General features: G+C 74.0%; 11 protein-coding genes. 9 read left to right on the top strand and 2 right to left on the bottom strand.

Translation table 11 applies throughout. From position 1 onward, the window contains the following. Positions 1–78: 78 nt before the first annotated feature. Positions 79–6,645, bottom strand: a complete 6,567-nt coding sequence (locus AC07D6_RS00955) for an RHS repeat-associated core domain-containing protein (RefSeq protein ID WP_479040981.1) — start codon at positions 6,643–6,645, stop codon at positions 79–81. Between the two features lie 141 nt (positions 6,646–6,786). Beyond that, positions 6,787–10,467 carry a LamG-like jellyroll fold domain-containing protein gene (locus tag AC07D6_RS00950; protein WP_479040979.1) on the bottom strand — a complete coding sequence of 1,227 codons (3,681 nt, stop codon included), beginning with the start codon at positions 10,465–10,467 and terminating at the stop codon, positions 6,787–6,789. A 405-nt stretch (positions 10,468–10,872) separates the two neighbouring features. Between AC07D6_RS00950 and AC07D6_RS00945 the strand changes: the two genes are divergently transcribed. The 9 genes from AC07D6_RS00945 to AC07D6_RS00905 all read left to right on the top strand — a co-directional run bounded on the left by AC07D6_RS00945 (position 10,873) and on the right by AC07D6_RS00905 (position 24,363). After that, positions 10,873–12,033 (top strand): ROK family transcriptional regulator, encoded by a 1,161-nt coding sequence (locus AC07D6_RS00945; protein ID WP_479041545.1) that lies wholly within the window; start codon positions 10,873–10,875, stop codon positions 12,031–12,033. Between the two features lie 622 nt (positions 12,034–12,655). After that, positions 12,656–13,921: a 6-phospho-beta-glucosidase gene (locus AC07D6_RS00940; protein ID WP_479041543.1), complete on the top strand. Its 1,266-nt coding sequence runs from the start codon at positions 12,656–12,658 to the stop codon at positions 13,919–13,921. Continuing rightward, positions 13,912–14,955, top strand: a complete 1,044-nt coding sequence (locus tag AC07D6_RS00935; RefSeq protein ID WP_479040977.1) for an N-acetylglucosamine kinase — start codon at positions 13,912–13,914, stop codon at positions 14,953–14,955. Before AC07D6_RS00940 ends, AC07D6_RS00935 begins: the two co-directional genes overlap by 10 nt. A 169-nt stretch (positions 14,956–15,124) precedes the next feature. Then, on the top strand, positions 15,125–16,504 hold the full coding sequence (locus AC07D6_RS00930) for a hypothetical protein (RefSeq protein ID WP_391654283.1): 1,380 nt from the start codon (positions 15,125–15,127) through the stop codon (positions 16,502–16,504). Between the two features lie 20 nt (positions 16,505–16,524). Continuing rightward, positions 16,525–17,631: a glutamate ABC transporter substrate-binding protein gene (locus AC07D6_RS00925; RefSeq protein WP_479040975.1), complete on the top strand. Its 1,107-nt coding sequence runs from the start codon at positions 16,525–16,527 to the stop codon at positions 17,629–17,631. Between the two features lie 16 nt (positions 17,632–17,647). After that, complete coding sequence (locus AC07D6_RS00920; RefSeq protein ID WP_479040973.1) at positions 17,648–18,931, top strand: hypothetical protein; 1,284 nt, start codon at positions 17,648–17,650, stop codon at positions 18,929–18,931. Next, complete coding sequence (locus tag AC07D6_RS00915) at positions 18,928–21,429, top strand: serine/threonine-protein kinase (RefSeq protein WP_479040971.1); 2,502 nt, start codon at positions 18,928–18,930, stop codon at positions 21,427–21,429. The genes AC07D6_RS00920 and AC07D6_RS00915 overlap by 4 nt, the downstream gene beginning before the upstream one ends. 3 nt (positions 21,430–21,432) lie before the next feature. Further along, the gene (locus AC07D6_RS00910; protein WP_479040969.1) at positions 21,433–22,866 is read left to right on the top strand and encodes a protein phosphatase 2C domain-containing protein; all 1,434 of its coding nucleotides are present in this window, start codon (positions 21,433–21,435) and stop codon (positions 22,864–22,866) included. Between the two features lie 63 nt (positions 22,867–22,929). Continuing rightward, positions 22,930–24,363, top strand: a complete 1,434-nt coding sequence (locus AC07D6_RS00905) for a vWA domain-containing protein (protein WP_479040967.1) — start codon at positions 22,930–22,932, stop codon at positions 24,361–24,363. Positions 24,364–24,396: the final 33 nt, after the last annotated feature.

The raw sequence follows: 24,396 nt of genomic DNA, 5'->3' as shown, positions 1-24,396 counted from the left end.
ACCATTCCCCAAACACACGGAGCCGTGCACACCAGAGCTTCCTGCGCTCCGGCATGCACGGCAAAGGCTGACGTGATATCACTCGAAGGCACAACCGCAACTATTTAGGGGAAGTCGCTCCTCCCACGAAAACTTCTGTTCGACAGATGCGCCAGCAGCACCCTCGAACACAGGGTTCCATTCGCGCGGAACGAAGTGCGTTGCGGACCTCCAGTCGGACTGATTCCTGGCGGTAAACCTTACTCGCAGTGTACCATCCTTCCGGTTCACCTCTTTGATCTGACCAGTTGCCGAGTAGGTGCCCAAAAATGCGTCGGCCGAGTTCTCCACACCTACAGCGCCGTTGGTCAAGACACCCGCCAGATCGCGCGTTGCACCCCGAATACTGTTGAATCTCCACCAGGGACTTCCAGGCTCGGGACCCTTATCTTTGTACGAAAATTCATGCGGAACCTTCGCATTCTTGGCATCCATTCCGTCCCGAAGGGCCTGCGCTATCAAGAGGCGCCGAGCATCGGCAAACGTGTCATCACTCGCGAGTATCCTCGTGAACGCATCACGCCCATGGAATTTCTGCACAGGCTCCAACGGCCACCCACCCCCGAAGAGCCATCCAAAGAAGAGCGACCGAGAGGTCTCCCAGTCATTCAGGTCGCCCGGTTCATGAATTACCCCGTACCTGTGACCAGGGCCACTTAGATACGCAGCCATACTTCCGTAGTTTCCGAGATTCAGGTACGGCGTGTCTATCGGCGCGAACACGTTATACCAGCTATTTGGAAAACCGATGACTCCAGTAGGGGCGCTTGAGGCTGTTCCCCCAGAGCCACCGCCGCCACCACCGCCACCGCCACCGCCGCCACCGCCACCGCCGCTGGGGACGTAGGACGGCTGGCCGCTCTTGCCGCCGTTGGGGTTGGTGGGGCAGGCCTCCTGGTCGGGGCCCTTGCCGCAGGCCAGGCCCAGGCCGGACGGGTCGGCGTTGGCGACCGGGTTCTGGGCGCCGTAGGTGTAGCCGGTCAGGGTCTGGTGGAGGTCGAGCTGGAGGAGCGGGTCGACGCTGAGGAACAGACCGGTGGTCGGGTCGTACTCGCGGGCGCCGATGTGGGTGAGACCCGTGGCCTTGTCCGCCGGCTTGCCCAGGAAGGACTTGTCGTCCGGCCAGGTCGGGGTCGCCGGACCGCGCTGGGCGCCGAAGGGCGTCGTGTAGCGCCTCGTGATCGCCATCGTCGTGGCGTCGAGGGCGACGCTGCCCGTGCCGTGGTGGTCCGCGACCAGGTAGCTGAGCTTGCTCCCGCTCACGCCCGCCGTCGCGGTGCGGACCGCGACGGTCTTGCCGGCCGCCGTGTAGTAGCGGGTGCCGGAGAGGGTCTTCGCGGTGCCCTTCGTGGTGAGGCGGACCTCCGTGGAGCCGAGGTAGAGGACCGTGTCGCCGTCGCCCGTGGCGCGGCGGACGAGCAGTTCGCCGGAGGCGTCGTACAGGTAGCTCGTGCCGAGGGCGGGCTTGGTGCCGGCCGCCGGTTCGGTCGTGCCGACGAGCTTGCCCTCGCTGTTCCAGGTCAGGGTCTGCTGGGCCTGGGTGCCGGGGCGGCCGGTGGTGTTGCCGGCCTTGTCGTAGGAGTAGGTGGCGTTCCTGGCGCCGGTCGTCCTGGCCAGGGGGTGCGGCTGGCCCGCCGCGGTGCCGTAGGCGTACGTGGTGGTCCTGTCGCCCGTGGCCGTGTGCTCGGTCTCCGTGGCGCGCTGTCCGGCGGCGTTGTAGGTGTAGCCGTGCCAGTACGGGGCGGCGCCGTCGAGGTTCGACACGGTGCGGCCGGTGGCCGCGCAGTCGGCGGTCCTGGGCGTCCACGCTTCGGTGAGGCGGCGATGGCCGTCGTAGGTGAAGCACTGGTGGTCGGGCTTCGCGGTGCCGCCCTGGGTGGCGGTGTCGAAGAGGGAGGTGACGTTGCCCGCGTCGTCCTGGGTGTAGTGCAGGTCCTGCGGCATGTAGGCGTGCACCGTGTCGGTGACGTAGGAGCGCGTCAGGCGCCGGGTTCCCTCTTCGTAGGTGTAGTTGAGGTAGGCCTTGTTCGCCGCGTCGTTCGAGCTGGTGCCGAGGGTGAGCTGGCTCACGTCGCCCTGCGGGGAGTACGCGGCCCCGAGCAGGTAGCCGGTGCCGCTGGCCACCTTCGTCTCCTGGCCCAGGTCGCCGCGCGTGACGGTGACGGTCTCCGCGGACAGACCCGCCACGGCCGGCATGGCCGTGCTCCGGACCGTGCCGTCCTGGTAGTACGTGGTGGACGCGGTCAGTGTCCTGGGCACACCGGCTGCGACGAGCGGATCGCCGTCGGGAAGGTTCAGTTGGCTCCCGGTGGGCTGGTACAGGGCGTTGTAGCCGGTGACCTTCTGCGTGTACGCCCTGCTGGCCGTCTGGTTGACGCCGTTCTCGTAGCGGACCGCGGTGTCCTGCTGTCCCTTGGCGAGGACGTCGTACGTCCAGGCCGCGAGCTTCGCGGCGTCCGTCTTCGTGCCGTCCCACAGACCGGCCTTGCGGCCCAGGACGTCGTACTCGGTGATCAGGGTCCTGCCGCGGGAGTCCGTGGCGCTGACCGCCTGGTCGAGCTCGTCGTAGACGGTGGTGGTCGTCCCCTTGTCCGGGTCGGTCGCGCCGGTCTGGCGGCCGAACAGGTCGTAGGAGTAGCTCCACCTGGCCTGGTCGGGGCCGGTGACGGTGGCCTGACGGCCGCCGGGGAGGTACGTGTACGTGGTGGTGGTGTGGTCCGAACCCGTGGGCTGGGGGCCGCCGTACTCACGGCGTTCCGTCGTCCGCCCGAGGGCGTCGGTCGTCACCGCCGTGGCCTGGCCACCGGCCGGGGCCGTGGTGGTGACCGTGTCACCGGTGTAGGCGGTCTCGGTGGTCCACCGGGGGACGTTGCGGACCTTGGTGACCGACTTGGTCGCGCGGCCCGCGCCGTCGTAGGTGACGTCGGTCTGTGTCGGGGCCTGAGCGCCCTCCGTGGCGACGAGGCCGCCGGACGGGGCGTTCTTCGGGTCCCAGATGTCGGCGGAGGTGGTGACCGCGAGCCCCCGCTCGTCGTACAGGGTCTCGCTGATCACGCGGCCGCCGGACGGTGACGGTACTTGCGTCTGGCGGGGCCGGAGCAGGGTGTCGTAGATCTCGTACGTGGTGTTGTACCCACCGCCTGCGCCCTGGATGGTGCTGGTGGACACCCACGGGAGGGTGTCACCCGAGTTGGTCACGCTGTAGGCGTAGGTGTAGTTCGGGGGCATCCCTTCGGGTTTGTTCAGGTTGGGCAGCCACACCTTCGTCACCCGGCCGAGGGCGTCGTACTCGGAGTACGTGCTCTTGCCGTTCGGGTCGGTGACCTTCGTCGCGGCGCCGGTGGCGAAGTCCAGGAGGGTGGTGGTGGCGTGCCCCTTCGCGTTGGTGACCTTGGTCGTCGTCAGCGGGCCGGCCGTGGCGGGGGTGTAGACCGTGGTGGCCGTCGTCGTGTCGTGGGTGTCCTTGACGGTCAGCACGCGGCCGAGGGCGTCGTACGTCGCCGTCGACGTCTTCTGCCAGATCGGCTGGTCGTCGGTGCCGTAGCCCTTGGCGCGGCCGGTCCACCGCGGTTCGCCCACCGTGGGCGTCTGCGACGCGGACCACGTGGTGGAGTCGTAGGCGGTGGCCGTGTCGGAGACGACGTCGCCGGGGCGGCCGGAGTCGGCGGGCAGGTCCAGCCGGTCGTCGGTCACGCAGGTGCCCGCCGTGGTGCGGGTGCGGCTGACCAGCGAGTTGATGCCGACGGCGTCGTTGCGGGCGTACCAGGTACGGGTGCAGGTTTCGTCGCCCTCGACGGCGATGTCGCCCTTGTCGTGGACCTGGTGGGCCATGCCGTAGGCGTCGTACAGGGTCTGGACCGTGCGGACGCGGTCCCGGGCCGGGAGGTTGCCGGTGATGCGGGTCCGGCTGTGCGTGGCCGCCGTGCGGACGAAGTGGGCCTCGGTGTCGGCGTACGACTTGTGCTGGGTGGCGGTGCGCTTCGACCAGGGGTCGTTGACCTGGCCGGACACCTCGGCCTCGCCGTTGTAGGTGACGGTCTCGCGGGTGAAGCCCGCGTACTGTGCCGAGTCGGTCAGGGCCGGGGCGGCGATGCCGGTGACCGTGGCGGTCTTCCGGGCGTCCGGGTCCGGGGTCTTGCCGTCGGGGCCGAGGACGCGGTCGCCGTCCATGCCGCGCATGTACGCGGTGACGGTCCTGGAGCGGGTCTTGCCGGCGATGCCGGTGTGGTGGGTGACCTTGCCGAAGCCTCGCCAGATGGACCAGGTGCGCTCCTTGGCGGGGGTCATGGGGTCGTTGTTGTAGTGCCAGGCGCCGCCACCGTCGTACGTGTAGGTGTGCTCGACGGAGGGGGAGGAGCCGAGGCGGTCGCTGGTGGTGACCGAGCTGACCGGGTACTTGTGGAACCAGTCGAGCATCGGCTCGTCGCCGCCGTTGGGCGCCCAGATGACCGGGTAGCAGCGGCGGGTGTTGGTGTCGACCTTGGGCTTGGGCTGGCTCGCGAGGCAGTCCGCCTGCAGGTAGTTGACGATCGTCTGCGCGCCGGTCTCGGACGTGATCGTGTACAGCCGGGGCTTGTAGAGCGGCAGGATGTCGTCGGTCTCGCCGTCGACCCGGTTCGTCCGGTACTCGTGCGCGAACGTCACCGGCGGCAGCGAGACGGGCGTACCGCGCCGCCCGGTCTGGCGGATCTCCTCGAGCCAGAGGGACTGGTCGGTCGAGTCGCCCGTGTCGCCCGGGTCGAGGTACGTCTGCTTCAGGCTCCAGGAGTCCACCGGTTCGTAGGCGGGCGTGGCGGCGGCCGCGTTCCACGCCTCGGTGGTGATGCCCGTCATGCGCTTGCGGGTGTAGAAGGTCGGGCCGGTGTTGCCCGTGCACTTCTGGCCGGCCTTGCACTCGGCGTCGAAGGGGACGTCGGGCCAGTTGTCCCGGGTGTCCTCGGTCAGCGAGTCGCAGCCGGTGCCGGAGGCGACGCAGCGCTCGGCGTAGTCGAACAGCACGCGGTTCGAGGCCGCCGGCAGGGCGAACAGGGCGTCCTTGCGCTGGCCGTAGCGGATCTCCTTGAGGGTGCCGCCGCGGACGTAGGACGTGCCCGTGTCGTCGTCGCCGAGCATGTCGTAGTGGTTGTGCTCGGCGTTGTACCAGTACGACATGGCGTTGCCGTGGGTGTCCTCGACGTAGTCGAGGTTCCAGCGCCACGCCTGCTTCTCGGCCCGGCCGGAGAAGCTGCCGCTCTGCGTGTGGCCGGGCTCGCCCTCGTCGTCGCCGAAGACCGGGACGGTCCAGACGGACTGCGTCGCCTGGGTCGTGGCGCCCGGCAGCTTGTTCAGGCCGAAGTGGTACTTGGTGCCGTCACCGGTGATGACGGTCCAGTACTCGCGGTCGTCGTCGCCGTTGTCCGCCCCGTCGGTGCCCGAGTGGTGCAGGACGGTGGAGGCGTCATCGTTCTTGAGGCGCCACTGGCCGTCGGTGTCGTCCTTGACGAGCTCGGTGGCGTGGCCGTTGAGGACGAGGGAGGCGTTCTCGTACTTCCAGCACAGGTCGTGCTTGTCCTTCTGGTCGTCGTCGTCGCACGAGCCGTACTTCCGCTCGATGTAGGACGACGTGATGTCGAAGCCCTCGCCGACCGTGGTGCCCTGGTTGTTGGTGGACGCCGTGCGGCCGTCGACGCTGCCCGAGTCGTAGGAGATCTTCAGGTCGGGCTTCGGGCCGGCCGCCGAGGGCGGGACCCGCAAGGGGTACGACCAGGTGAACGTGCCGGACGAGCCGCCGGCCTCCCAGGTGGAGGACGCGGCGAGCGGCGTGGCCTTGTAGTCGCCCGTCCCGGACTTGGTGCCCGCGGTGAGCGCCAGCACCATCGTCCGCTGCGCCGCGGGTGCCGGGGCGGAGCGGTCGGCCCGGGACGGGTCGGCCTTGAAGGTCAGTTCGGCCTTCAGCTGCTCGGAGCGGCGGTCGTTGGTGAAGTGCAGCGGCGTACGGGTGCGGCACGCCGCGCCGGTGGGGGTGCTCAGCGCGCAGCCGGGGAGCCGCACGAGCTGGAGACGTCCCGCCCAGTCGCCGCCGTAGGCGGACGCGAAGGCGGTGTAGTCGACGGTGAGGTCGGACGTGCCGCCCCGGGCCGGACCGGTCACCGTCATGACCAGGCCCTTGACGCCCAGTTCGGCGGCGCGCTTCTGGTCGAGGACGGTGACGGTGACGGACTCGGCCGCCTTCTTCGCCCCGCCACTCCTGGTGAGGGTGACCGGGAGGCCACCCGGGGCGGCCTCGGCCGCGCCCTTCGAGGGCAGTTTCAGGGTGGTGGTGCCGGCGCTCGGCCACGTCACGGACGTGGCCCGGTCCTTGGCGGCCCGCTGGATCGCCCTGCGGTCCGCGGCGGCCGCCCGTTGGACGATCTCGGTCGTCCTCCTGTCGGCCTTGGCGCGGAACGGGGCGACCTCGTCCGCGCGTGGTGCCTGGAGTCCGGGCCTGCCGAGCGGGTCGACGTCGTCGGCCCATGCGGGAGCGGTCAGGAGGCCGGGTATCAGGGCCAGGCCGGTGAGCGCGGCGATCTGCCGCAGCGGCCATCTGCGCCCGCGTCTTCCGTGGGCGGCCTGCGTGAATGAATTCATCAGCTTTTATCCGCTTTTAAAGTCGTTGTGCCGGATGGGCTCGGTGATGGGTGGGAAGGGAGGGCGCGGGCAGGGGCCGCGTGCGGGAGAAGCCGGGGCCCGGGGCGACGTGTCATCGACCCCGGGCCGTTGACCAGCAGGTCAGATGTCACCCGGGTTGCCCAGGACCTTGGAGTCGATTTGGTCCTCGATCATCGCGCCGGTCCACACCCGCAGGTCGCTGACGGCTCCGGGCAGGAAGTGCCCGCTGGTGCCCTTCGCGGTTCCACGGCCCGCCGTCAGCGTTCCCGAGCCCTGGGTGGGCGCGGTGAAGGAAGTGGGCTCGTACGAAGCCTGGCCCGCGGCACCGAGGTAGAGCCGGACGTTGCCGTGTCCCGTCTCCGTCTCTTCGGCGTGGTCGAAGACGCCGGTCACCTGCACCCAGGTGTCGAGCTCGGCCGGTTCCTGGGACGACGTCCACACCGTGTGCAGCACCTTCCCCGCGGCGTCGGTGGCCGTGCGGCCGAAGCGCCACCGGTAGGTCTCCTCGGAGGTCTTCTCCACCCACAGCGCCCAGGACGACTCCCCGCCCGCGGGGGTGGCCTGGCCGATCACGTAGGAGCGCGAGCCCACCGGTCTCGCCGCCAATCGGGCACTGTCCAGACGCACCCTGGCGGACACCGTGAAGGATCCGGTCTCGTCGACCACCGGACCGGTGGCCTGGGCGTGGCCCTTGGCCCCGTCGAGACGCAGCTCCGTGCCGTCGTCGCCCTCGACCAGCTGCGCGCCTTCGGCGGACAGGGTCAGCGCCGGTTTGCCGTAGCCGCTCGTCTCCGCGATCTGCGTGCCGGACGCGCCCTCGGCGTTCCAGTGCGCGACCAGTTCGGTGGCCGGGGTCTCGAGTGTCGCCGTCTCCCTGGCCCGCGACTCCTGGCGGATCTCGTCCGCGTTGAGCGCCCGCTGCCAGACGGCGGTCTCGTCGACGTACCCGCGGAAGTACTGCTGGTAGACGCCGCCCGACTTGGTCCGGCCGATCTGCAGGCCGTCGGAGGACGCCCACGGCTCGTACGCCGGGGCCGTCGCGGACAGTCTCATCGGCTGACCCTGGGGGCGGCCGTTGACGAACAGCTGGATCGTGTCGTCCGTCTTGTCGGTGGTGCCCTTGGTGTCGAACACTCCGGCGAGGTGGGTCCAGACCCGGGCCGGGCTCACCGCGTCGGCGAGCGAGACGATGTCCGCCGTCGAGCCGAGGTCCTGGGCGCCCCGGTTGAACGCCCACTTCCTGTTGTAGGCGGAGTAGTACAGCGTGAACGCGCTGTCCTGTGTGCCGGACGACGACAGGACGACGCGGTTGGTCGCGGTGTCCGTCAGGTACGCCCATGTGGAGACGGTGAACGAGTCCCGCGTGTTCACCGCGGGGCCCGTCGTGGCGGCGTACGCCTCCTGCTTGGCCGGGTCCGTGCTGTTCAGGTCGAGCGCGTGGTCCCCGGCACCCCGGCGGGACCGCTCCGACCACGCGGCGCCGCCCGACAGGGCCGCGTCGTGGCGGACGGTTCCCTCGGTGGCGGTGTCCTTCGTCGTCGTGCTCGTCGCCGTGCCCTGCGGGGGGTCGGCGAACTGCCAGCGGCCCACGGCGCCCTGGCCGGGCGCGACCTTGAAGACGTACTCGGCCTTCTGCCCGTAGCGCTCCCGCACGTCCCGGGCCTCCACGGTGAGGACGTGCGTCCCCGCCAGCGTGGGGGTCACGGACTGGGCCGCGGGTGAACCGCCGTTCACGGTGGAGGCACCGGTCTGGGTGATCAGCCGGTAGCGGTAGCCGGCGATGTCCGTGGTGCCGGTCGTGGCGTTCACGTCCGCCGGGTTGGGGCGGAAGGTGAACAGGCCCGCCCGGCCGGGCGCGCCCGCCGCGGGGCAGTCGTCGGTGAGGCACGGGACGTAGGGCCCGTTGCTGGTGATCTGAGGGGCCTTCGGGGCCGTGGTGTCGGTCTTGAAGTAGCACCACGGCGTGTAGGCCGACGACATGGAGAGCGTCTTGCCGTCGAGCATCCAGTAGGACCGCGTCTGCATCCTCGCCCGGTACAGGATCTGGTCGGCGCGGTGGGACATCTCGATGGTCTCCAGGTGCCCGTCCGACCGGTAGCTGGGGGACAGCGCGTCCCACGTGTGGATCCACTTGGCCGTGTTGGGGTCGTAGCGCTCGGCGTCGAAGTACACCTTCAGGGAGCCCTTGAAGGCGTTGGACGCCGGCTGCACCAGGGTCTGCGCGGCCGCCTGCACCCTCGGTGTGGCGGTGGTGATGATCAGCGGGTCGCCGCTGTTGGGGTTGCAGTACCGCGTGGTGCCGTTGCCGGGGACGATCCCGTACGGGCTCGGCAGGCCCGGCTTCGGCACGTAGTTGATCTGCAGCTGGGCGTTGTCGTCGAACCGCTTCCACGCGTCCGGGTCGTTCTCGTCCTTGGCCCGCAGCATCAGCGTGAGCCTGGGGAACTTGCCGTCCGCGAAGGACCGCACGGTGGAGGTGAGGTTCTCGTCGGCCTCCTCCGGGTTGTCGCTGAACTCGACCCACGAGTCCGGCTGCTCCGGGTCGCAGGCGGTGCCGCGGCCGGCGGACACGTCGCGGTCGCCCATGAGGTCCAGCTGCGCCGGTCCCGGCCAGCGGGTCCCCTCGGAGATGTTGTTGGTGCGCCACAGGTCGACCCACTGCGACGTGCAGGAGAACGACCACGTCTCGTAGGCGCGGAACGTCGCGTCGATCACGTACTTGCCCGACAGGTTGGTCGGCGCGAACTCGAAGTACATGCGGTTGGTGTAGTCGCTGCCGCAGTACCAGGGGCCGAGGCGGTTGCAGTTGCCCACCCCGTAGTCACCGTCGAAGTCGTAGAACCGGTCGCCGTCCGACGACAGCACGGTCCGCTCGTCGAGCGCCAGGCCCATCGGCGGGTCGATGTAGACGGGGAAGACCGTGTCCTCGCCCCGCAGGAGCTCCGGGTCCGGCCTCACCGTCACCGTGTCGGCCGCGACCGTCACGGGCAGGACCGCGCTGGCGTCCCCCTGACCGGGGTGCGCGTCATCCTGCTCGGACGAGGGTGCGCCCGGTCCCCGTTCCTGCCCGGCCGGTGTCCCGGCCGGGGCGGCCGACAGCGTCTGCGGCCGCGGGCCCCCCTGTTCGTCCCCGGCGGAGTCCCACATCTGGCCCGCGGGTCCCGCGAAGACGGTGTTCCCGTCCTCGTCGACGGCCCGTACGCCGCCGCCGGCTCCGGGCACGATGTCCAGCCCGTCGCCGACGACGGTGAGGTCGATCTTCCGCAGTGCGGGGTTCGCCGCCGCCTCGAGCGTCTTGACGACCAGCACCTCGCGGTAGCCCTCGTCCGTCGCCGTCAGCCGCAGGTCCGTGCCGGGGAACACCTCCGGGTACGTGGCGGTGGCGCCGTCGAGCACCGGCTCGGGCAGCGGCCGGTGCCACCGCATGGTCACCGATCCCCGCTCCCCGCCGAGACGGAGGAGGTCCTTGTCCCCTCCGCCCGAGAACGCCACGTCCGCCACGGCCGCCTTCGGGCCCACCGTGCCGTCGGAGCGCCGCTCCAGCGCGACGTCGACGCTCCGCCACCCGCCGTCCTCGCCGCGGACGCGCTGCGGTCTCGTCGACTGCGTCAGCGTGTACGTACCGTCCGGGTTGGCCGTCGTCGTCGTGTACTCGGTGCGCTCCGAGACCACCTCGACCGGCTCGCCCGACTCGGCGGCCAGGGCCGACGCGTCGCTCGCGCCCGGCTGTCCCGACCGCTGCGCCGTCGTGGCCGCGGCGGCGTCGTCCGCCGGATGCGCGAACGCGTTCCCGGTCGCCATCACGGCCAGGCTCAACGCCACGAGAAATCCGCGGCCGCCCTGTCTTCGCCTGTGAGCAGGCATGGCTGAGTCACCCCCCAAGGAGCCTCCCCAGACCCCCGTTATCGAACATGCGATCCATTTAGATCACCGCTTGACGCTACGGAGTCACCCACCGCAAGGTCAACGCGTTATCGGTCACGACATGGCCGCTTACAAGAAGCTGACCCCCTGCCATGTGCCGCACTCCGTACCTTTTCCGCCCAACAGGGGGGAACGATCGGCTCCGCCCGGGATCCACCCTTGACGAGGACCGAAGGGCCACCTACGTTCGGCGCCGATAGGAAAGTTTCCTAACAGTGCCGAAAGTTGGTGCCGACCGACGTGACCGGAACCGTCCCCGGGACCCCGCGCGTGCTGCGGGCGATGAACGACCGGGCCGCGCTCGACCTGCTGCTGCGGCACGGGCCGCTGTCGCGGGCGCGGATCGGGAAGCTGACCGGGCTGTCCAAGCCGACCGCGTCGCAGCTGCTGGCGCGGCTGGAGGCGGCCGGGCTCGTCGTCGTGACCGGGACGTCCGAGGGGCGGCCCGGGCCGAACGCACAGCTGTACGGGGTGAATCCGCGGGCCGCGTACGCCGCCGGGCTCGACGTGAACCCGCGGCGCGTGCGGGCGGCCGTCGCGGACGTGACCGGGGCCGTCGTCGGGGAGTTCGAGCTGCCGACGCCCCGCCGGGGCCGGCCCGGTGCCGTGCGGCAGGTCACCGACGCGCTCGACGGCGCGGTGGGGGCGGCGGGGCTGGCCCGGCGGGACGTGCACCGGGTCGTGATCGGCACGCCCGGCGCGTTCGACCCGTCGAGCGGTCGGCTCCGGTACGCCTCGCACCTGCCCGGCTGGCACGGGCCGGGCCTGCTGGAGGAGATGGCCGCCGCGCTGCCGATGCCGGTCGAGTACGAGAACGACGTCAACCTGGTCGCCGTCGCCGAACAGCGCCTCGGTGCCGCCGCCGGGTACGGCGACTTCGTCCTGCTGTGGAGCGAGGAGGGCCTCGGTGCCGCCCTCGTGCTGGGCGGGCGGCTGCACCGCGGCCGCACGGGCGGCGCCGGCGAGGTCGGGTTCATGCCCGTGCCCGGCACCCCGCTCGTACGGAACGTCGCCAAGGCCGGCAGCGGCGGCTTCCAGGAGCTGGCCGGCGCTCAGGTGCTGCCCCGCCTCGCCCGCGGGCTGGGGCTCCCCGTGCCGTCCGGCGGCTACCCCGAGGTCGCCGTGCGGCTGCTGCGCACCGCCGCAGCCGAGGACTCCGGCGGGTACGCCCGGCTGCTCGACGCGTACGCCACCGGGCTCGCGACCGGTCTGGCCGCGCTCGTCGCCGTGCTCGACCCCGAGCTGGTCGTGCTCTCCGGCGACGTGGTCGCGGCCGGGGGCGAGCCGCTGCGCGAACGGGTCGGCGCCGAGCTGGCGGAGCTGGCCGCCGCCCGGCCGCGCCTCGTCCTCGGCGCCGTACGGGAGCACCCCGTGCTGCGGGGAGCGCTGGAGGCGGCGCTGGCCGCCACCCGCGACGACGTGTTCGACACCTCCGCGCGATGAGCCGACGGCCCGATGGCCCGATGAGCCGACGGTCCGATGTCCCGACGGTCCCACGGTCCGACGGCCCGATGACGTGTCGGCCCGATGGCCCGATGAGCCGACGGTCCGATGTCCCGACGGTCCCACGGTCCGACGGCCCGATGACGTGTCGGCCCGATGACGTGACGACCCGATGTCCCCATGCGCCTATGACCTGACGAGCCGATGACCTGATGTCCCGATGGCGTGACGATGTGATGTCCCGTACGTCCGCGCCGTACGCACGCCCGCGCCGCCCGTACGCCCGTGCGTCCGCACGAACCGCGTGATCCGCACGCCCCGCCGTCCCCCGCCGTCCCCCGTCGACAGGAGACACCGCCGTGCCCGTGCCCCGCCGGTCCCGCGCCCTCCCGCGCGGTCGTCGCCTCCCCGGCCTCGGCCGCCGTCCTCTCCGATCGCACCGGCTCCTCCGTCGGAGGCGCCCGCGTCGATCCGAACGCCCCGGTGACGCCGACCTTCCGGCACGGCTGTTCCGCGCCGGTCGTCGTCGTGTTCCTCCTCGCCCGGAGGGCTTTCGCCGAGGCGCCGTGCCGACCGGAGTGAAGGGGCAAGGGAAACGGAGATGGGAGTGGGGATGAGTGGCATGAAACTCGTGGTCGTGGGGGGTGGCTCCACCTACACGCCGGAGCTGGTCGACGGGTTCGCGCGGCTGCGCGACACCCTGCCGGTCGGGGAGCTGGTCCTCGTCGACCCGGCGGCGGACCGGCTGGAACCGGTCGGCGGGCTGGCCCGGCGGATCTTCGCCCGGCAGGGCCACCCGGGGGTGGTGACCACCACGGGTGACCTGGAGGCGGCCGTCGACGGCGCCGACGCCGTCCTGCTCCAACTGCGCGTCGGCGGGCAGGCCGCGCGACAGCAGGACGAGACGTGGCCGCTGGAGTGCGGCTGCGTCGGGCAGGAGACCACCGGGGCGGGCGGGCTCGCGAAGGCCCTGCGGACCGTGCCGGTCGTCCTCGACATCGCCGAACGGGTGCGCGCCGCCAACCCGGAGGCCTGGATCATCGACTTCACCAACCCGGTCGGCATCGTCACCCGCGCCCTCCTCCAGGCCGGGCACAAGGCGGTCGGCCTGTGCAACGTCGCGATCGGCCTGCAGCGGAAGTTCGCCGCGCTGCTCGGCGCGGCGCCGGCGGACGTGCACCTGGAGCACGTGGGGCTGAACCACCTGACGTGGGAGCTGGGCGTACGGCTCGGCGGGCGCGACGGGACGGACGTGCTGCCGCGGCTGCTCGCCGACCACGGCGACGCCGTCGCCGGCGACCTGGGGCTGCCGCGCGGCCTGCTGGACCGGCTGGGCGTCGTCCCCTCGTACTACCTGCGGTACTTCTACGCCCACGACGAGGTCGTGGACGAGCTGCGCGGCAAGCCGTCGCGGGCCGCCGAGGTCGCGGCGATGGAGCGGGAGCTGCTGGAGATGTACCGGGACCCGGCGCTGGACGAGAAGCCGGCGTTGCTGGCCCGGCGCGGCGGGGCGTACTACTCGGAGGCGGCCGTCGACCTGACCGCGTCGTTGCTGGGCGGCCGGGGCGGCGCCACGCAGGTGGTGAACGTCCGCAACGCCGGTGCGCTGCCGTTCCTGCCGGACGACGCGGTGGTGGAGGTGCAGGCCGAGGTGGACGCCGACGGCGCCCGGCCGCTGCCGGTGCGGGAGCTGGACCCGCTGTACGCGGGGCTGATCGCGCACGTCACCGCGTACGAGGAGCTGGCGCTGGAGGCGGCGCTGCGGGGTGGCCGCGACCGGGTGTTCCGGGCGCTGCTGGCCCACCCGCTGGTCGGCCAGTACGCGTACGCCGACACGCTCACGGACCGGTTGATCGCGCACAACCGGGAGCACCTCGCGTGGGCGTGAACGCGGTGCCGGCCGTGCTGGCGATCGACGCGGGCAACAGCAAGACGGACGCGGCGCTCGTCGGCGCGGACGGGTCGGTCCTCGGGACGGGTCGCGGCGGCGGCTTCCGGCCGCAGCTGGTGGGGGTCGGGGCGGCCGTCGACGCGCTGGCGGCCGCGGTCGGGGAGGCGGCGCGGGAGGCCGGGCTCGCGGACGTCGGGCCGCCGGACGGCCCGGCGTGCGCGGCGCACGTGTCGGCGTGCCTCGCCAACGCCGACCTGCCGGTGGAGGAGGAGGAGCTGGCCCGCGCCGTGGCGGAGCGCGGCTGGGGCGCGTCCGTGCGGGTGCGCAACGACACTTTCGCGGTGCTGCGGGCCGGGGTGGACGAGCCGCGGGGCGTGGCCGTCGTGTGCGGGGCGGGCATCAACTGCGTGGGCGTGCGCCCGGACGGGCGCACCGCGCGGTTCCCGGCGGTGGGGCGCCTCTCCGGCGACTGGGGCGGCGGATGGGGCCTGGCGGAGGAGGCGCTGTGGTACGCGGCGCGGGCGGAGGACGGGCGGGGCGAGCCGACGGAGCTGGCCCGGGCGCTGCCCGCGCACTTCGGCCTGGAGTCCATGTACGCGCTGATCGAGGCGGTGCACCTGGGCCACCTCCCGGGCGGGCGGCGCCACGAGCTGGCGCCCGTGGTGTTCGCGGTCGGCGCGGCCGGTGACCCGGTGGCGCGGGCGCTGGTGGAGCGGCTGGCGGAGGAGGTCGTCACGATGGCGGTGGTCGCCCTGGAGCGGCTCGGGCTGCGGGACGCGCCGGAGCCGGTGCCGGTGGTGCTGGGCGGGAGCGTCCTGGCGGCCGGGCACCCGGAGCTGAACGGCCGGATCGGCGAGCTGCTGCGGGAGCGGGCGCCCGCGGCGGTGCCGCGGGTGGTGGACGCGCCGCCGGTGCTCGGCGCGGCGCTGCTGGGGCTCGACGACGTGGGGGCGTGCGCGGCGGCCGGGAGGGCGCTCAGGGCGCACTTCGCGCCGGGGCGGAACCGCGTGGGAGCGGATCGCGTTCTGTGAACGGGGGGTTCGAATGACGGTGCGAAGGGGACGCCGGGCGCGATAAGTACAAGATCCGGTCAAGCCCGTGTCCCCGGCGCCCCCCTGCGGCCATACTGCTGGCCGGGCCGCCGCCCCCCGGTGCTCGGGGAGGCGGCGGGCCGACGCCGGAGACCGAGGGGGAGGTCACGTGTCAGACGCGCGGAACGCGCGGCCCGCACCGGCGGGCGCGCCGGTGCCTCCGGGCGGAGCCGGCGCCCCGCGCGGTGCCTCCCGGCGCGGGCTGCCGGCCCGGCTGCGGGCCGCCGCGACCACGCCGCCCGGCCGGCTGCGGCTCCTGGGCGCCGTACTCGCCCTGCTGGTCGTCGCGTTCGGCGCGGTCACCGCCCTGGAGGTCACCGGCCGGTCGCACGCCGCCGGCGACGTGGTGGGCCGGAGCCAGCCGCTCAGCGCCGACGCCGCGCACATCTACCGCTCCCTCGCCGACGCCGACACGGCCGCCGCCAGCGGGTTCCTCGCCGGCGCGAAGGAGCCCGCCGACGTCCGGGAGCGGTACGAGGAGGACATCGCGACCGCCGCCCGCCTGCTGGTGAAGGCCGCGGCGAACACGGACGGCTCGTCCGCGTCGGCCGCCGAGATCACCACCCTCAACGAGCAACTCCCCCGCTACACGGGCCTCGTCGAGCAGGCCCGTGCCGCCAACCGGCAGGGCCTGCCGCTCGGCGGCGCCTACCTGCGGTACGCGAACCAGCGGATGACGGCCCGGTTGCTGCCCGCCGCCGAGCGGCTGTACGAGGCGGAGACGGCGCGGCTCGCCGAGGACGAGGGCCACGCGCGCGCGTGGCCCGCGCTCTCCCTCGCCGCGGGTCTGCTCGTCCTGGCCGCGCTCGCCTGGGCGCAGTGGCGCGACCACCGGCGTACGAACCGGATCCTGAACCCGGGGCTGCTGGCCGCGACGGCCGCGACGGCGGCGGCGCTGCTGTGGCTCGCGGGCGCCCACACGGCGGCGCGGGCCGGCCTGGGTGACGCCCGCGCCCACGGTCAGGATTCGCTCAAGGTGCTGAACGAGGCCCGGATCGGTTCCCTGAAGGCCCGTGCGAACGAGAACCTGACTCTCGTGGCACGTGGCGCGGTACTCACCGACGACGGCAGGAGCGACAAGTACGCGACCGACTACGGCGCGGCCATGGCCGGGCTGGACCGGGCGCTCGCCGAGGCGCGGCGGCTGGCCGACGACGCGGCGGGCGGCGACCCGGTGGCGGACGCCGCCCGTTGGACCGGCGAGTGGCGGACCCGGCACACGGCGGCGCGGCACACGGACGAGGCGGGCGACTACGACGGGGCGTTGAGGCAGGTCATAGGGGGCGAGGCGTCGACGGGCGCCGCGTTCGACCGGGTCGACGCGGCGCTGCGGAAGGCCCTCGACCACGAGCAGGGGGAGTTCACCCGGGCCGCCGGCCGCGCCCGCGACGCCCTGTCGGGCCTCCCCGAGGGGGCTGCCGCCCTGACCGTGCTGGGCGCGGTCGGCGTGGTGGCGGGCGTCAACCGCAGGCTGGCGGAGTACCGGTGACCGGCGGGGGGAGGGGTGCGGTGGACGACCGTGGAACACGGCGCGGCCGACCGCGCCGCCGGGGAGGGGCGGGCGCCCTGGGCGCCGCCTGCCTGCTGGCGGCGGCCTCGGCCCTCGTACCGCCGGGGCCCGGCCCGGCCGGACCTCCCGGCACGGACCCGGCGCGGGCGCTGCCCGCCGCGGCCGGGCAGGCCGCGTCCGCCGGGGAGACCGCCGTCGGGGAGACCGCCGCCGGGCAGGCCACGACTGCCGGTCAGATCGCAACCGCCGGGCAGGCCGCGGAGGACTGCGCGGACCCGGAGGCGTCGCTGCCGCCGTCCGCCGCGGACGGGCCGACGATCGCCGCGATCAAGGCGCGCGGGAAGCTCGTCGTCGGCGTCGACCAGAACAGCTACCGCTGGGGCTACCGCGACCCCGTCAAGGGCACCCTGGAGGGCTTCGACATCGACCTGGCGCGGGCCATCGCCGCGGACGTCCTCGGCAGCCCCGACGCGGTGATCTTCCGCGCCGTGCCCACCAACCAGCGCGTCGCCGCGCTGGAGGGCCGCAAGGTCGACCTGGTCGTCCGGACGATGACGATCAACTGCGCCCGGGCCAGGCAGGTCGCGTTCTCCACCGCCTACTTCGAGACCGGCCAGCAGGTCCTCGCCGCCAAGGACTCCCCCATCACCGGGTACGACGCGTCCCTGGCCGGCAAGCGCGTCTGCTCGGCCGAGGGCTCCACGGCGTACGAGGCGCTGGAGCGCGAGTCGTACGGCGCGGTCCACCGCGACGAGCACGACGGCACCCCGCGCGACCCCGACCGGTACACCGTGCCGAACCAACTGGACTGCCTGGTGCGGCTGCAGGCGGGCGAGGTCGACGCGGTCGTCACCGACAGCGCCCTCGCCGCCGGCCAGGCCGCCCAGGACCCGGCCGTGGAGCTCAAGGGCGCCCCGTTCACGACCGAGTACTACGGCGTGGCCGCCAGGCTGGGCCACGACGACCTGGTGCGCCGCGTCAACCACGTCCTCGTGGCATACCGTGCCGGACCGTGGACACGCGCGTACGAGAAGTGGCTCAAGGCGGACCTGCCCGGCATATCCGGACCGCCCGCGCCCAAGTACCGGACGAAACCGTCCCCCTGAGAGCGAGAGGTGATCGATGGGCGTCACGGGTCCCCCCGGTCCGGTGATGGACCGGGACGAGGTGGACCGTGCGCTGGCACGCCTCGGCGCGGAGCACAAGGCGGTCGAGGACTCGCTGCTCGCGCTGCAGGACCACGCGGGCCGCAGGCTGCTCGAAGGCACCGCGCTGACCGGGACGACCGCGGAGCGCTGGGCCGCGACCGAGCGGACGACGGCGCTGCTGTGGACGTACTTCGACGCGTACACGGACGCGCTGCGCGCCGCCCGCGAGGTGCGCGCCCGGCGCCGCTGGCCGGAGCGCGAGGAGCTGGTGGAGCTGACGGAGCGGCTGTGCGGCGAGAGCGTCGCCGTGCCGGACGCGGCGGAGCCCGGGGCGCCGCCGGAGTCCTCCGCGTGCGCGCGGGTGGAGCGGTTCACGCTGGACCGGCTGGTCGCGCGGATGAACGAGCTGTACGCGCGCTCCCTCGACGTCGTCGTGTCGGCGGACGCCGTCTGGTCGGCGCTGCCCGCCCGGATAGACCTGCTCGCGGCGGAGCTGAACCGGACGCGGTCGCTGGCGCGTTCCGTCGGCGTGCGGCCCGGGGAGCACCCGGCGGGCGACGACCTGGAGGCCATCACCGAGGAGCTGACCGCGCTGCGCGCCCAGGTCGTCAGCGACCCGCTGGCGTTCTGGCGGCCGGCCGCGGGCAGTTCGGCGCCCGGCAGCGGACGGCCGGACACGGACCGGTACGACCGGGCCGCGCGGGCGCTGGAGGACGTACGCCGGGAGATCGAGGCGGTCCTCCAGGTGCGGCAGGACTCCGAGTCGCGGCTGCTGCGGCTGCGGGACCTGCTGTCGCGGGCCGACCGCACCCTCGCCGAGGCCCGCACCGCGCGCGTCGAGGTCCTGGCGAAGATCGCCGCGTCGGAAGTGCCGGTGGTGAGCGGCCCGCCGACCGCGCTGTACGAGCGGCTGGCGACCGCCGCCGAGTACCGGCGGCACGCCCGCTGGCACCGGCTGTCCCCGCTGCTGGAGGCGCTGGAGCGGGAGGCCGAGGAGGAGCTGCTGCGCGCCCGCGAGTCGCTGGCCGCGGTGACCGCGCCGCTCGCCGTCCGCGCCGAACTGCGCGGGCGCCTCGACGCGTACCGGGCGAGGACGGCCCGGCACGGGCTGGCGGACGACCCGGTCCTGAGCGAGCGGTACGACACGGCGCGCCGCATGCTGTGGAGCGCCCCGTGCGACCTGCGCGCCGCCGAACGGGCCGTCCTGCGCTACCAGCGGGCGGCGAGCGAGGTCCTGTCGGCCGGGGGGCGCGGATGAGACCGTGCCAGCGCCCGGACTGCGACGGCGCGTACGAGGACGTGGGCGGCGGCGAGCTGTACTGCGACACGTGCGGGCTGGCCCCGGTCGTCGCCCCGGACGGCGCGGTGTCGTCACCGCCGACGAGCGCGATGTCGTCGCCGACGACGGGTGCGGTGGGCGGCGGGCCGGAGGGGGACGGCCCGGCGGGGTCGCCGTCCGCACGCCCGTCCCGCTCCTCCGCCCGCCCGTCCCACCCGTCCCGTTCGACGGGCTCGGCGGGTTCGCGCCGGTCGGGGTCCGGGCGGCCGGCGCGGGTCCTGTCGGGTCCGGCGACGGCGCGGTCCGTGTCGGTCCGCAGCTCCGGCTCCTCCAGCGGCCGTTCGGCGCGCGGACGGCTGGGCGCGGGCCTGGTGGCGGTGCCGGCCGTGCCGCGTCCCGATCCGCGTTCGGCGGTGATGGAGCGCCCGGAGGTGCCCGAGCGGCGGCGGTTCTGCTCCCGCTCCGACTGCGGGGCGCCGGTCGGCCGGGCGCGCGGCGGGCGGCCGGGCCGTACGGAGGGGTTCTGCACCCGGTGCGGCCACCCGTACTCGTTCGTGCCGAAGCTGCGGGCGGGCGACGTGGTGCACGGCCAGTACGAGGTGGCGGGCTGCCTCGCGCACGGCGGGCTCGGGTGGATCTACCTCGCCGTGGACCGGGCCGTCTCCGACCGGTGGGTGGTCCTCAAGGGCCTGCTGGACACGGGCGACCAGGACGCGATGGCGGCGGCGATCTCGGAGCGGCGGTTCCTCGCCGAGATCGAGCACGCCAACATCGTCCGCATCTACAACTTCGTGGAGCACCTGGACCAGCGGACGGGTTCGCTGGACGGGTACATCGTCATGGAGTACGTCGGCGGCAAGTCCCTGAAGGAGATCGCGAACGGACGGCGCGGACCGGACGGCCGGCGCGACCCGCTGCCGGTCGAGCAGGCGTGCGCGTACGGCATCGAGGCGCTGGAGGCGCTGGGACACCTGCACAGCAGGAACCTGCTGTACTGCGACTTCAAGGTCGACAACGCGATCCAGAGCGAGGACCAGCTGAAGCTGATCGACATGGGCGCGGTGCGGCGGATGGACGACCACGAGTCGGCCGTCTACGGCACGGTCGGCTACCGGGCGCCCGAGGTCGCGGAGGTGGGCCCGTCGGTCGCGTCGGACCTGTACACGGTGGCGCGGACGCTGGCGGTGCTGACGTTCGACTTCCACGGCTACACGAACGTGTTCGCGGACTCGCTGCCGGAGCCGGAGCACATCGAGGTGTTCCGGCGGTACGAGTCGTTCCACCGGCTGCTGGTCCGGGCGACGGACCCGGACCCGGCACGGCGGTTCGCGTCCGCGCAGGAGATGGCGGAGCAGCTGACGGGGGTCCTGCGGGAGGTCGTCGCCCTCCGGACGGGCACGCCGAGACCGGCCCTGTCGCCCCTGTTCGGCCCGGAGCCGCGGGTGGCGGACACGGTCCTGTTCGCGGAGCCCGGCGGGGAGGTCTCCCTCCTGGGCCCGCGCGCGCGGCGCCGCAGAAAGGGCGCCCCGGCGGCGGCCGGGCCGGTGCCGCTGCTCGCCGCGCCGGACGCGCGGGGCGCGGCGCTCGCGCTGCCCGTGCCGCACGTCGATCCGGACGACCCGAACGCCGCGTTCCTGGCCGGGCTCGTGGCGTCCGGCCCGGCCGAGCTGGCGGCCGCCCTGCGGGCCGCCCCGGCCGACTCGCCCGAGCTGCGCCTGCGGGAGCTGCGGGCCCTGCTGGAGCTGGGGGACGCGCCGGCCGCCGTACGCGTGCTGGACGCGTTGGAGCGGTCGTACCCGGACGACTGGCGGGTCGTCTGGTGTCGCGGCGTCGTCTCCCTGGCGACCGGCGGCACGGCCACGGCCGCGGCGGCGTTCGACGCGGTGTACGGCGCCTTCCCCGGGGAACCGGCGCCCAAGCTGGCGCTGGCCGTCTGCGCCGAGGTGCTCGGCCGGCCGGACGGCGCCGCCGCGTACTACCGCCTCGTGTGGACGGCGGACCCCAGCCACGTGGGCGCGGCGTTCGGCCTGGCCCGCGTCCAGCTGGCGGCGGGCGACCGGGGGGCCGCGGTGCGTACGCTGGAGTCCGTGCCCGAGTCGTCGATCCACTACACCGCGGCGCGCGTCGCGGCGGTGCGCGCGCGGCTCCGCCGGCGGGACCCGGCGGAGCCGCTGCGGGACGACCTGTACGCGGCGGCGCGCCAGGTGGCGGCGCTCGACGCCCTGGGGCTCGACCCGGTGCGACGCGAACGGCTGTCGGTGGAGGTGCTGGGCCTGGCCCTCGACTGGTGGCTGTCGGGGCGGCCCGGCGGCCTGCCCCCGGACCAGGAACTGCTGGGCAGCGAACTCCACGAGCGCGGGCTGCGGTTCGGCCTGGAGCGCTCGTACCGGGTGCTCGCCCGGCTCGCCCAGCGGGGCGATGAAAGGATCGAACTGGTGGAACGGGCCAACCGGTTCCGCCCCCGGACGTGGGTGTGATCGATGTCTCAGACGCATCAATTGTCGGCCTGCCCGGGCTGCTCGGAGCCGCTGGAGGCGGGTGACCGGTTCTGCGGGGCGTGCGGGTACGACCTGTCGGCCGTGCCCGAGCCGCCCCCGGACCACCCCACGGTGGCCCTGGCCACCCCGCCGCCCGCGCCCCCGACGGCGCCCCCGCCGCCCGGGCCACCCGGTCCGCCCGGACCGTCCGCGGCGCCCGGCGGCCCGGCGTACCCGGCTGCGGCTCCCGCGCCCCCGCCCGGTCCCGTACCGCCGCCGGTCGCCGCGCCGTCCCCCGCGCCCGCAGCGCCCCCGGCGCCCTGGATCGGGCCGACGCCCCCGGCGCCCGCTGCACCCCCGCAGGGCCCACCGGTCCCGCCCGCGCCCACGCCCACGCCGCCGGACGCCCCCGAGCCGTCCGTGCGGCACGACGACCCCCACGGGGACTTCGAGCTCGCGGCGCCCGACCCCCGGGTGGCCCTCCGCCCCGCCGCCACCGGCGGGACCCGCTGCGTGGCCTGCCGGGCCGGGCGGGTCGCGGCGGACGGGTACTGCGAGAACTGCGGACACAAACAGCCACGGGAGCGGGACCACATGGAACGGGAGATGGGGCGCGCCGTCGCCGCCGTCAGTGACCGGGGGCTGCGGCACCACCGCAACGAGGACGCGTTCGCCGTGTCGACCGCCCCCCTCCCGGACGGTTCGTCCGCCGTCGTCGCGATCGTCTGCGACGGCGTGTCCTCCGCGTACCGCCCCGACGACGCCTCGGCCGCCGCCGCCCGCGCCGCCGACGCCTCCCTCCGGGCCGCGCTCCCCCTCGGCGCCAGCCCCCGGCAGGCGATGCACGACGCCATCGTCGCCGCGTCCGACGCCGTCAACGCCCTCGCCGTCGAGCCCCCCGCCGAGGGCCCCGACGGCTTCGAGCACGACGCGCACCGCCACCGCAACGCCCCGGCCTGCACCCTCGTCGGCGCCGTCGCCGCGAACGGCCTCCTCGTCGTCGGCTGGGTCGGCGACAGCCGCGCCTACTGGGTGCCCGACGACCGCGCCGTCCCGGCGGCCCGGCTCACCGAGGACGACTCGTGGGCCGCCCAAATGGTCTCGGCGGGCCTGATGGACGAGGCCGAGGCGTACGCGGACGAGCGCGCCCACGCCATCACCGGCTGGCTCGGCGCCGACGCCTACGAACTGGAGCCGCACACGGCCGTGTTCCAGCCGGACCGCCCCGGCGTGGTCGTCGTCTGCACGGACGGCCTGTGGAACTACGCCGAGGCCGCCGGCGACATGGCCCGCGTCCTCCCCGCCGACGCCGCCGAGCGCCCCCTGCACGGTGCGCGCGTCCTGGTCGGGCACGCCCTCGACGGCGGCGGCCACGACAACGTCACGGTGGCGCTGGTGCCGTTCGCCGTGCCGGAGCCGGGGGCGGTGTCGGCCTGACCGGGGCGCGAGCCCGCTTCCGTCCGTTGTTGTGGAGCACCAAGGAGCCCGGGAGACGACCAGATGGCGAACTTCTCCAAGTCCAGCGTGCCGCGGTTCTCGGTGGACGTGTACCAGAACGAGTACCTGCCGGAGGGCGGGCGCGAGGTGAACGCCGTCGTGACGGTCTCCGCCACGGGCGGCGGTACGACGGGCGGGGCGCCGCTGCCCGCCGGGGCCGCCCGGCACGTACCGCACCAGCGCGACCCGGCGCACGACCGCCGGGCGCCCGGCGGCTCCGGGCACGGCACGGCGGCCGGGCCGCGGCGCGGCGCCGCGGTCGTCCTGATGGTCGACTGCTCCGGCTCCATGGAGTACCCGCCGGCGAAGATGCGCCACGCCCGCGACGCCACCGCCGCCGCGGTCGACACCCTCCGCGACGGCGTGTGCTTCGCCGTCGTCGCCGGCACCCACGTCGCCCGGGAGGTGTACCCGGGCGACGGCCGCCTCGCCACCGCCTGCGCGAGGACGCGCGCCGAGGCGAAGGAGGCCCTGCGGCACCTGGTCCCCGGCGGGGGCACCGCCATCGGTACGTGGCTGCGGCTCGCCGACCGGCTGCTCGCGGCCTCCGGCGCCGCCATCCGCCACGGCGTCCTCCTCACGGACGGGCGCAACGAGCACGAGGCGCCGCAGGACCTGCGGGCGGCGCTCGACGCCTGCGCGGGCCGGTTCACCTGCGACGCGCGGGGCGTCGGCACCGACTGGGAGGTGAGGGAGGTCACCGGCGTCGCCTCCGCGCTGCTCGGCACGGCCGACATCGTCGCCGACCCGGCGGGCCTCGCCGCGGACTTCACGCGGATGATGGAGCACGCGATGGGCAAGGAGGTCCCGGACGTCGCGCTGCGGCTGTGGACACCGGCCGGCGCGGAGATCGTCTTCGTGAAGCAGGTCGCACCGGCCGTGGAGGACCTGACGGGCCGCCGTACGGAAGCGGGGCCGCGCGCCGGGGACTACCCGACGGGCTCGTGGGGCGACGAGTCGCGCGACTACCACCTGTGCGTGCGGGTACCGGCGGCCGGCCTCGGCCAGGAGATGCTCGCCGCGCGCGTGTCCCTGGTCCAGGCCGACCCGGCCGGGGGGCCGCCCCGGACGCTGGGGCAGGGGCTCGTACGGGCGGTGTGGACGGCCGACGCGGCGGCTTCGTCCCCCATCGACCCGCAGGTCGCGCACTACACGGGCCAGGCCGAACTCGCCCGTGCCATCCAGCAGGGTCTGGAAGCACGCAAGTCGGGCGATCTGCACGGCGCGACGGCCAGGCTCGGGCGCGCGGTGCAGTTGGCGACCGCCTCGGGGAACGCGGACACCGCGAAGCTGCTTTCGAAGGTGGTCGACGTCGTCGACGCGGCGACGGGTACTGTGCGACTGAAGGCCAAGGTCGCGGACGCGGACGAGATGACGCTCGAGACCCGGTCCACGAAGACGGTTCGCGTGAACCGGACGCACAGGAAGAAGCCGTGACGACGGCCGCAGCGGCGGCCGGCGTGGAGAGGG

Source organism: Streptomyces sp. NPDC045287 (genome assembly GCF_056432325.1).
This window is presented reverse-complemented; position numbering and strand designations above follow the sequence as displayed.

Excerpts from the sequence above, each read along its gene's own strand:
- AC07D6_RS00955 (WP_479040981.1), bottom strand. The coding sequence starts at position 6,645 with ATGAATTCATTCACGCAGGCCGCCCACGGAAGACGCGGGCGCAGATGG.
- AC07D6_RS00940 (WP_479041543.1), top strand. The coding sequence starts at position 12,656 with ATGAAACTCGTGGTCGTGGGGGGTGGCTCCACCTACACGCCGGAGCTG.
- AC07D6_RS00920 (WP_479040973.1), top strand. The coding sequence starts at position 17,648 with ATGGGCGTCACGGGTCCCCCCGGTCCGGTGATGGACCGGGACGAGGTG.
- AC07D6_RS00950 (WP_479040979.1), bottom strand. The coding sequence starts at position 10,467 with ATGGCGACCGGGAACGCGTTCGCGCATCCGGCGGACGACGCCGCCGCG.
- AC07D6_RS00915 (WP_479040971.1), top strand. The coding sequence starts at position 18,928 with ATGAGACCGTGCCAGCGCCCGGACTGCGACGGCGCGTACGAGGACGTG.
- AC07D6_RS00910 (WP_479040969.1), top strand. The coding sequence starts at position 21,433 with ATGTCTCAGACGCATCAATTGTCGGCCTGCCCGGGCTGCTCGGAGCCG.
- AC07D6_RS00905 (WP_479040967.1), top strand. The coding sequence starts at position 22,930 with ATGGCGAACTTCTCCAAGTCCAGCGTGCCGCGGTTCTCGGTGGACGTG.
- AC07D6_RS00945 (WP_479041545.1), top strand. The coding sequence starts at position 10,873 with ATGAACGACCGGGCCGCGCTCGACCTGCTGCTGCGGCACGGGCCGCTG.